5 protein-coding genes (1 of these 5 only partly in view) are annotated in these 9,241 nt (G+C 64.3%); 1 reads left to right on the top strand and 4 read right to left on the bottom strand.

The window, feature by feature from the left end; translation table 11 throughout:
- The 4 genes from I6A82_RS03865 to I6A82_RS03850 all read right to left on the bottom strand — a co-directional run.
- Positions 1-596 carry the 5' portion of a glycoside hydrolase family 16 protein gene (locus I6A82_RS03865; RefSeq protein WP_198093814.1) on the bottom strand. 292 nt of this gene lie to the left of the window's left edge, so only the first 596 of its 888 coding nucleotides appear in the window; its start codon is at positions 594-596; the stop codon falls past the left edge of the window.
- A 16-nt stretch (positions 597-612) separates the two neighbouring features.
- Positions 613-3,111 (bottom strand): glycoside hydrolase family 3 protein, encoded by a 2,499-nt coding sequence (locus I6A82_RS03860; protein WP_198093813.1) that lies wholly within the window; start codon positions 3,109-3,111, stop codon positions 613-615.
- Positions 3,112-3,181: 70 nt separating this feature from the next.
- Positions 3,182-4,237 (bottom strand): LacI family DNA-binding transcriptional regulator, encoded by a 1,056-nt coding sequence (locus I6A82_RS03855; RefSeq protein WP_198093812.1) that lies wholly within the window; start codon positions 4,235-4,237, stop codon positions 3,182-3,184.
- A gap of 96 nt (positions 4,238-4,333) precedes the next feature.
- Positions 4,334-7,498 (bottom strand): TonB-dependent receptor, encoded by a 3,165-nt coding sequence (locus I6A82_RS03850; RefSeq protein ID WP_198093811.1) that lies wholly within the window; start codon positions 7,496-7,498, stop codon positions 4,334-4,336.
- 201 nt (positions 7,499-7,699) lie between these two features.
- Between I6A82_RS03850 and I6A82_RS03845 the strand changes: the two genes are divergently transcribed.
- Entirely contained in the window at positions 7,700-9,205 is a 1,506-nt protein-coding gene (locus I6A82_RS03845; RefSeq protein ID WP_198093810.1) for a tryptophan halogenase family protein, read from the top strand.
- The last annotated feature ends 36 nt before the right edge of the window (positions 9,206-9,241 follow it).

Here is a 9,241-nt window from a genome sequence, read left to right as displayed (position 1 = left end):
GTGCCGTCTTCGAAGAAATAGCGGTTCACCAGCGGCGTATCGCCCGAATAGCCGGGGCCGTGCAGCGCCACCGCCGTCCAGTCCTTTTCGCCGACATATTCCATGATGTCGATTTCGCCCGTCCCCGGCCACTCGCCATTGCCGAGCAGCCAGAAGGCGGGCCAGACGCCCACCGCATCGGGCATCTTGATCCGCGCCGAGGCGGTGCCGTGGGTGAAATCGAACTTGCCGCGGGTGGTGATCCGTCCGGAAACGAAATCGGCCGTGCGGCCCGTGGGCGTCTTGAACCCCGGTTCGAACTTCGGCTGGAGCAGCAGCACGCCGCCTTCCGCGCCTTCGACCGATCCGGCCGGCAGAAAGCGGATCGTCTCCGGCGAATCGACATAGGCCTGCTGTTCGTTGTTCACCCAGAAATCCGGGCCGACCACGACCCATTTGCTGCGGTCCAGCGTGGGCGCGTCGAAATCGTCCTCGAACAGAAGCGCTCGCGGCGCCACATCGGCGGCGGTGCGCGGCGCGGTGTCGGAGAGCGCAGCGGGCTGACAGGACGCGAGCAATCCGGAAAGGACGGCGATAGCAAGAGCGCGTTTGGGCATGATCGATTCTCCCAGTTCAGTTCGCGGCGGACGGGCAAGATGCCGCGCCCGCGTCAACAAGGCGCACGTCGAGCAGTGTCAGATCTAGCCCCGCCTCGCCCTCGATACGCATAGCATTGCCGACGGCGCGCAGATCGTCCGCAGAGCCCGCAAAGCAGCGCAGCGGAATTTGCCAGCTGGTTACCTCACCCGTTCGTGCATCGGTTAGCAGGGGCCCAAGGGGCACCGCCCGGTCGCCTAGGAACAGCTGCGTATCGCCCGCGCCGGCGGCCTGCAGCACGCCGGTGATTTCGAGCGCCTGCCCGGCATCGAAACGCGCGGACAAGTCGGCCGGCGGCCCTTCGATCGCAACCTGGCCGGGCCCGGTCCAGACGAAGCGGCGGCCGTCCTCCTGTGCGCGGACATCGACCGCGCTGGCGGTGACCCAGCCTTCCGGACTGCGCGCGGCGCCGCCTTCCACGAAACGCTTGCCGCCCGCATCGCCGATGGAGAGCGACCAGGGCGCCTGCACGCGGCCGGCGGCGAAGAAGCGGCCGATGTTGAGCGCCTGCGCCATGTCGATGCCCGGATCTTCGGACAGCGTGCCGACGCTGCCGCCCCCGCTGTAATCCAGCCCATAGCCGCGCGCGAACAGCGGCTCGGTGATCGGCGAGGCGGCGGAGGCGGGCCAGGCAAAGGGCAGACGCCCGGTGAAATTCTGTGGTGTCGCGCCATCGCGCCTCGCCACGATCACGTCGGCAATCCCGGCGCCTTGCGTGCCTGGAAGCCAGGCGGCGACGAAAGCGTCCGAGGCGTTGATCTCCGGATTCACGAACATCGGGCGGCCGGAAAGGAACAGCGACACGGTCTTCATTCCCCTCGCCTTCAGCCGCTTCAGCAGCGCCAGATCTCGCGCGCCCGCGGGCTGATAATCCAGCGTCGGCACGTCGCCCTGAAACTCGGCATAGGGCGTTTCGCCATAGACGGCGATCGCGACGTCCGCCGGGCCGTCATAGGAGCCGTCCGGCGAAAGGATCGCAGTGCCGCCGGCCTCTTCCACCGCCCGCTTGATGCCTTCCCAGATGGTCTGGCCGTCGGGGAAATCCGCGCGCGTGACGTCGGTGCCCTGCCAGCTGACCGTCCAGCCGCCCGATTGCATCGCCATATCGTCCGCGCCGGGCCCGGTGACCAGCACCTTCGCACCGGGCTTGATCGGCAGGACCGAACCTTCATTTTTGAGGAGCACCAGCGATTTGGCCACCGCCTCGCGCGCCAGCGCCAGATGCTCCGGCGCGCCGACCGCGGCGTAATCGCGGCGGACCGGCGGGGTCTGATCCATCAGGCCGAGCTTGTATTTCACGCGCAGGATGCGGCGCACGGCATCGTCGATGCGGGCCATCGGGATGTCGCCACTCTCGGCGCGCTTCACCGTATTGGCGTACAGATCCTTCCAGCTATCGGGCGCCATGAACATGTCCAGCCCGGCTTCGATTGCGCGCGGGCAATCGGTGTTGGTGCAGCCTTCCACCTGCGCATGGCCGTTCCAATCCCCCACCACAAAGCCTTCGAAGCCCATGCGGTCTTTCAGGACGCCGGTGAGGAGGCTGGGATTGCCGTGATTCTTCACCCCGTTCCAGCTGGAGAAGCTGGCCATGACGGTCAGCGCTCCGGCGTCGATCGCGGCGGGATAACCTTGCGCATGGACGGAAATCAGCTCGCTTTCGGGGATCACGGCATCGCCCTGATCCTTGCCGCCCTGCGTGCCGCCATCGGCCAGGAAGTGCTTGGCGGTAGCCGCGACATGTTTCGGGCCAAGCGGGCGGCCGCTGACGAGATCACCCTGCAACCCTTCCACCATCGCCCCCGCATAGGCGGCGACGAGCGCGGGATCGGAGGAATAGCCTTCATAGGTGCGGCCCCAGCGCGGGTCCTGCGGCACGGCCAGCGTGGGCGCGAAGGTCCATTCGATACCGCTGCCCGCGATTTCGGCTGCAGTAGCTGCGCCGATGCGGCGAATCATCGCCGGATCATGCGCCGCGCCGAGCCCGATATTGTGCGGAAAGACGGTGGCGCCGGGGATGTTATTATGGCCATGAACGGCATCGACGCCGAAGATGATCGGGATGGCGACGCCATTGGCCCCAGGCCGTTCCGAGACATCGCGGAACGCCCGCACCAGTTTATCCCAATCCGCCGCGCTCGCGCGTTCATTGCCATAGGGGCCGCTATTGCCGCCCGCCAGGATCGAGCCGAGCGGATAGGTGGCGAGATCTTCGGGTTCGATGGCGCTAATATCCGCCTGCACCAGCTGGCCGACCTTCTGCTCCAGGCTCATCCGCGCAATCAGCGCATCGATCGCGCTCTCGGTGGCCGGATCGGTGATCGCAGCCGGGCTATGCGCTTCGGGCCAGCGCTCCGGATGGGCGGTGGCGTCTGCCGGCAGGGCAATGCCCGCTCCGGCGCCGGGCATGGCCGCGGGCATGGTGCAGGCCGTTGCCGCCGTCAGCAGCAGGGGGGCGGTCCATCGCAAGTTCATTACTCTCCACTCCTCTTGCGCCCGCTTGGCGCGGGCCTTGTTCGATCGAAGCGGCAAGCGCTCCGGGGGATCAGTTCGGCGGCGGCGGCGCGGTCGATTCGCGCGCGATCAGATCGCCCGAAACACGGATCGCTTCCTCCGGCCCTTCGCCTGTGCGCTTCATGGCGATGATGAGTTCGACCGCGCGCGACACCGTATCGGCGATCGGCTGGTCCACGGCGGTGATGCTGGGATTGGCGTAACGAATGGCCGGGCTGTTATCGAAACTGATGACCGAAAGCGCGCGCGGCACCTCCAGCCCCATCTCCTTGGCGACATCGAGCGTCGCCAAGGCCATCTGATCGCTGCTGGCGATGATGGCGGTGGGGCGTTCGTCACGGCTCAGGAGCGCGCGTGCGCCCACCAGTCCGCTTGCATGGCTGAAATCGCCCTGCGCGAGCAGGCCGTCAACCGGAAGGCCGCTTTCGCTCATCACATCCTGCCATCCGTCCGCGCGGCGCTGGCTGAGACTATATTCCTGCGCACCGGCGATGAAGCCTATCCGTCGATGGCCGAGATCGACGAGCATTTGCGTGGCGCGGCGCGCGGAGCCTTCATCGTCCATGGTGATCGGAATGCCGGGGCCCGGCGCGCGCGATCCGATGCGCGCGAAGGGCACGCCCTGTTTTTCGAGAAACGCGATGATGACCGGGTCTTCCGAATGCGGCGGGGTCAGCAGCACACCGTCCGGCTGCAGCGCGGCGAAAGCGCCGGCCAGCTCCCGCTCCACATGATGCGTGCGCGTGTCGATCAGTTCGACGATCAGGCGATAGCCATGTTCCGCGCATTTCAGCATGCCGCCGAGCAGCATCTGCCCGACCCAGTCCGAACCCTGGCGCGCGCTCCATTCGGCAATGGTGCGCTCGCGGTCGTTGAGCGCCAGGATAAGATAGCTGCGCGATCCGCTCATCCGCTGCGCGGCGATGGACGGCACATAACCCAGCTTGTCGATCGCGCCCTGCACCTTCTCCTTCATGGCCGGGCGGACATTGGGCTCATGATTGATGACGCGGCTGACGGTCTGGAGCGACACCCCGGCTTCCGCCGCCACATGCTTGATCGTCACCGCCTGTCGTCTGCGGGCCATGTCGATATCTTCCCCAACCGTGCGAGCGAGCGTCACGCCTATCGCGCGCCGCCCCGCGATGCCAGATCGGCGCGCGGAGCGGCGAAGCGACGGGCCTCAAAAATCGAAGCGGGCGATCAGCGTGTAACGGCGATCATTGCGGAAGGCCGAGCGCGTGACGCGGGTGCCGTCGAAATCGATCACCTGCGAGGTGCGCGTAATTTCATCGAGCAGGTTCACGCCCTGCACGCCGATCTTGATGTCGTCGGTCAGCGAATAGAAGATCGACGCATCGAGCTGCCCCGTCGCCTCGCCATAGATCGGCGAGAACGGGAAGATCACATCGCGCGGGGTCTGCAAATATTCGGAGCGCCAGTTATAGGCTGCACGCGCCGACAGCGGACCCTTCTCGTAGAATAGCGTGGCATTCACCGTGTGGTTCGAAACACCGGCCAGCGGCACGAAGGACGCAAACAGGCTGCGGTTGCCGTCGAGATCGGGGTTCGTGAAATCGCCCGCATCGACATAGGTATAGGTCAGCTGTGTACCGAGACCGCTGAGCAAGCCCGGCAGGAAATCGAAGGTGTGCTGATAAGCCACCTCGACGCCCTTCAGGAGCCCGCCGCTGGTGTTGTCCGGCCCGTCGATGCGAACATCGAACGGAACACCGTCCGGGGTCGTAAAGCTACGGATTGTGGCACCGCCATTCACGATGCCGGACAGGTCCTTGAGGAAGGCCGAAACGGTAAGCGAGCCCACGGCGCTGAAATAATATTCGACCGAAAGATCGTAATTCCAGCTTTCCGTCGCGGTAAGAAGCCGGTTGCCGGTGCCCAACGAGAACAGCGGGCCGGTTTCCAGCGTGCCCTCCTGACGGAGCGTGTTGGTGTTGTCGCCGATCACACCGCCTGTGCGGTAAAGCGCCAGATCAGGGCGGAAGATACCTTTAGAGACGCCAACGCGGAACAGCAGGCCTCCGCCGACATCCAACTTCGCGTTGAAGCTCGGCAGCCAGTAATCGAAGGTGCCCGCAGCCGAGTCGTTTAGATTTGGATTGTCAAAGACCGCCGCGAATTGTGCCTGACGCGCGGGGGACAGCAGACAGAAGCCTGGAATACCGCCCGGTGTTCCCGACAGACCCGAGCAGGTCGCCGCAAAGTCGATCTCTCCGGTCGGGGTTTTCTGGAAACCCTGAGACGATGGAAAGCCAATCGAGCCGCCAGAGTTGACGCTGGTACGGACGTAGCGCACGCCGACATTACCCTGCAGGTTCCAGCCATTGCCGAACAGATCGTCCGAGCCGAAGTCGAGACGAGTGTAAGCAGCAAAGGTGCTCTCATCGACGTTGGAAATTTCACCCGGACGATAGGGCGTTCCCGGGACCAGCCCGTCGCGGGCGTAGATCGGAATCCACGGATTGGGCGTCTGCGACGTTGCGTTGATATCGCGCGCCTGCTCTTCGGTCAGGCCGCTGAGATATTCGTCGACCAGATTATCGCCACCGAAGAAATAGGCCGATCCGTCGCCTGCGGGCGTCGGCACCTTGCCGCGCTGGAAATCGACGAAGGGGTTGCGCAGCTCTGATGCGGGATAGTCGTTCGCATAAACGGCACCGCCGCCCGTCCAGGGCGCGGACAGGTTGCCCCAGTTGGAGAAGTTGGTGTTGCGCGTCACGCGGTTGCGGTCCGCCCAGCGAGCGCCGAAGCGGATGGTCTTGAAGAAGGAGCCACCGCCGTCTGCGATGTCGTAATCGACATCGGCACGCATGCTCCAAAGGTCGCCCTCGTTGCGCACCTGATTGTCGATCAGGAACCAGTAGAAGCTCCGGTTCGGATCGCTGAAATAAGATGCGGGCGAATCTGACGTGCCCGGCTGCAGGAACTGCACCACCGGAACCTTGTCGCTGTTATCCAAGAAAATGTCCGAAGACGTCTGCATCGCACCGATCAGGCCGTTTTCCTGACGATCCGAATTGATGTGTTGCACCTCCAGATTGAAGTGCAGACGATCGGTCGGGTACAGCTGCAGATCGACCGAGAAGTCTTCCGTCTTCGCATCGTCCTCCCGCTGGAAACGGAGCGCTTCGGTGGGGATGCCGCCGCCCTGCGTCAGCGTGCCGGACTGGAAGATGCCGTTCTCATCGAAAGTAAAGCTGGTGCCGGCCGCGGGCACCGGAAACAGATTGTCGTCGTTGACGAGCGCAAGCAGCGAATATTCGTCGATCGTCGCTTCAGTCTTTGCGCGCAGATACTCCACCGTCAAAAGCGCGCGGCTGTCCGGGCTTTCCCATTGACCGATCGCAGAAATGGCGTTGCGATCGCGCGTCAGATCGGTGGTGCGCACCCCCGCGCCCTTAGGAACGACGACCGATCCGGCCGGCGGGAAGTTGTCGGGACCGAATAACGGATCGCCGCTGAAGCCACCCGAACCGACAGGCCGCACGCGGATGCAGGGCGCATCGAGGCTCGGGGCGCGGTAACAGGGATCGGTCACCTGCGAAGCATCGGTGCGCGTCTTCAGCTCCGACTGCGCATAGCCGACCTGAAGCCCGAAGGTGCCGATCTCGGTCTCGAAGCTGTGGGCGCCGAGGATCGAGAACCCGGGCGACCATTCCTTGGCGAAATCGCCGTAATTGGCCTCGATCGTGCCGGCGATGCGCGATCCGCGCGTGTCCAGCGGCTTGCGCGTCACCAGATTGACCGTGCCGGAAATACCGCCCTCGATCATGTCGGCGGTGTTGTTTTTGAACACCTCGACCCGGCCCAGCAGCTCGGGCGAAACATCGTTGAAGCTGAGCGTGCGGCCGCCATTGGCGGAAAAGATGTCGCGCCCGTTCAGTTCGGACCGCACGAAGGGCAGGCCGCGGATGATGACGCCCGAGCCCTCGACCGAGAAGCGATCGGGGTCGTCGCGCTGTTCGAAACGGCTGATGTTGACGCCGGGCACGCGCTGCAGCGCCTCGGCCACCGAACGGTCGGGAAGCGCGCCGATATCCTCTGCGGTGATGACATCGACGAAGGTGTCGGCATCACGCTTCAGGCTCTGTGCGCTGCTGAGCGAGGCGCGAAAGCCGCTGACGACGATGGTGTTGTCATCGGTAACGGTGCCGGCAAGATCGTCACTCGGGCGTTCGATTTCGCCATCGGCATCCAGATCGACCGGATCCTCACGCGTCGTATCCTGCGCATGAACGCCGGTTGCCGCGAGAATCGCGAGCGTGGACGCACCGCCCCAGTGAAGGACGCGACGTGCGAAACGAACATGATGATGCTTGGCGGCCATAGAACCGATCCCCTCCTCTGATGTCACCCCGAATCGGAGCCAGCCCGTAACCGGGCCTTGTCGTGGAGGATGGACTAACCCCGATTGTGATCGTTCACAACTACGGAAATGAACGTTCACAATTTGGGCGCCACCTGTTACTCGCTTGCAACAGAACGTCGCAGCGCTGAATGTCCAGCGCGCGAAAAAACGGGAGAAGTCATGAGCGTCCAGACAATCGTCATCGTCGGCGGCGGCACGGCGGGCTGGATGACCGCGGCGGCCTTGTCCAAGCTTGTAAAACCGCGCGGGCTCGCGGTAACGCTGGTCGAATCGGAGCAGATCGGCACGGTGGGCGTGGGCGAGGCGACGATCCCCCCCTTCGTCGATTTCAACCAGCTGATCGGCGTGGACGAGGCCGAGATGCTGGCCGCCGCCAAGGGCAGCTTCAAACTGGGCATCCAGTTCGTGAACTGGGGCAAGATCGGCGACAGCTATCTGCACCCGTTCGGCAATTACGGTTACGAGATCGACGGCGTCTCCTTCCACAATGTGTGGATGCGCATGCGCGCCGCCGGGGACCAGCGCCCGCTGGCCTATTTCAGTCCGGAGACCATGGCTGCCCAGTTCGGGCGCTTCGCCAAGACCCCGAACGACGATCGCGGCGATCTGCCGCCGATCAACTATGCCTATCATCTCGACGCCGGGCTCTACGCGCGCTTCCTGCGACAAGTGGCGGAAAGTCGCGGCGTGGTCCGGCGCGAGGGCAAGGTGGCGGATGTTCAGCTGAACGGCGAGAACGGCCATGTCCGCTCGATCACGCTGGAAGACGGCAGCGTGCTGGAAGGCGATCTGTTCGTCGATTGCTCGGGCTTTCGCGGCCTGCTGATCGAGCAGGCGCTGGAAACGGGTTACGAGGACTGGACTCACTGGCTGCCTTGCGACCGGGCCGTGGCGATCCCCTCCTCCGGCGGTGGCAAGATGCCGCCTTATACCAAGGCAACCGCCTGGAAAGGGGGCTGGCAATGGCAGGTGCCGCTGCAGCACCGCAACGGCAACGGCCATGTCTATTGTTCGGCCAACATGTCGGACGACGAAGCACTATCGATCCTGACCGACAATATCGAGGGAGAGGCGCTGGCCGAACCCAATTTCCTGCGCTTCACCACCGGACGGCGCAAGAAATTCTGGAACCGTAATGTGGTGGCGCTGGGCCTTTCCGCCGGGTTCATGGAGCCGCTGGAATCGACCTCGATCCACCTGATCAACACCGGCATATCGAAGCTGGTCGCGCTGCTGTCGCTCGACGACATTTCGCCGATGCAGGAGCAGGCGTTCAACCGGCTGACGGCCAAGGAATATGCGCGCATCCGCGATTTCCTCATTCTGCATTATTACGCCACCAGCCGCGACGACAGCGACTTCTGGAATTATTGCCGCACCATGAGCGTGCCGGACAGCCTGACCGAAAAGATCGAGCTGTTCCGCCTCAACGGCCAGATTTTCCGCGAGGAGGACGAGCTCTTCGCCCAGACCAGCTGGATTGCGGTTATGATGGGGCAAGGCATCATGCCGATGGGCTACAGCCCGATGGCGGACGCGCTGGACGATCCGGGACTGCCTGCCGAGATCGACGGCATCGATCAGTCGATCCGTTACCGGGTCGGCCAGATGCCCGAACACCGCGCTTATGTGGATGCCTTTTGCAAAAATGCGCGCGTGGCCTGAGCTGCCACTGGCCCAACCCGGCCCGCCCCGGTAGGC

It is taken from the genome of Novosphingopyxis sp. YJ-S2-01 (assembly GCF_016093175.1).
Taxonomy (GTDB): Bacteria; Pseudomonadota; Alphaproteobacteria; order Sphingomonadales; family Sphingomonadaceae; genus Novosphingopyxis; species Novosphingopyxis iocasae.
This window is presented reverse-complemented; position numbering and strand designations above follow the sequence as displayed.

Excerpts from the sequence above, each read along its gene's own strand:
- I6A82_RS03855 (WP_198093812.1), bottom strand. The coding sequence starts at position 4,237 with ATGGCCCGCAGACGACAGGCGGTGACGATCAAGCATGTGGCGGCGGAA.
- I6A82_RS03845 (WP_198093810.1), top strand. The coding sequence starts at position 7,700 with ATGAGCGTCCAGACAATCGTCATCGTCGGCGGCGGCACGGCGGGCTGG.
- I6A82_RS03860 (WP_198093813.1), bottom strand. The coding sequence starts at position 3,111 with ATGAACTTGCGATGGACCGCCCCCCTGCTGCTGACGGCGGCAACGGCC.
- I6A82_RS03850 (WP_198093811.1), bottom strand. The coding sequence starts at position 7,498 with ATGGCCGCCAAGCATCATCATGTTCGTTTCGCACGTCGCGTCCTTCAC.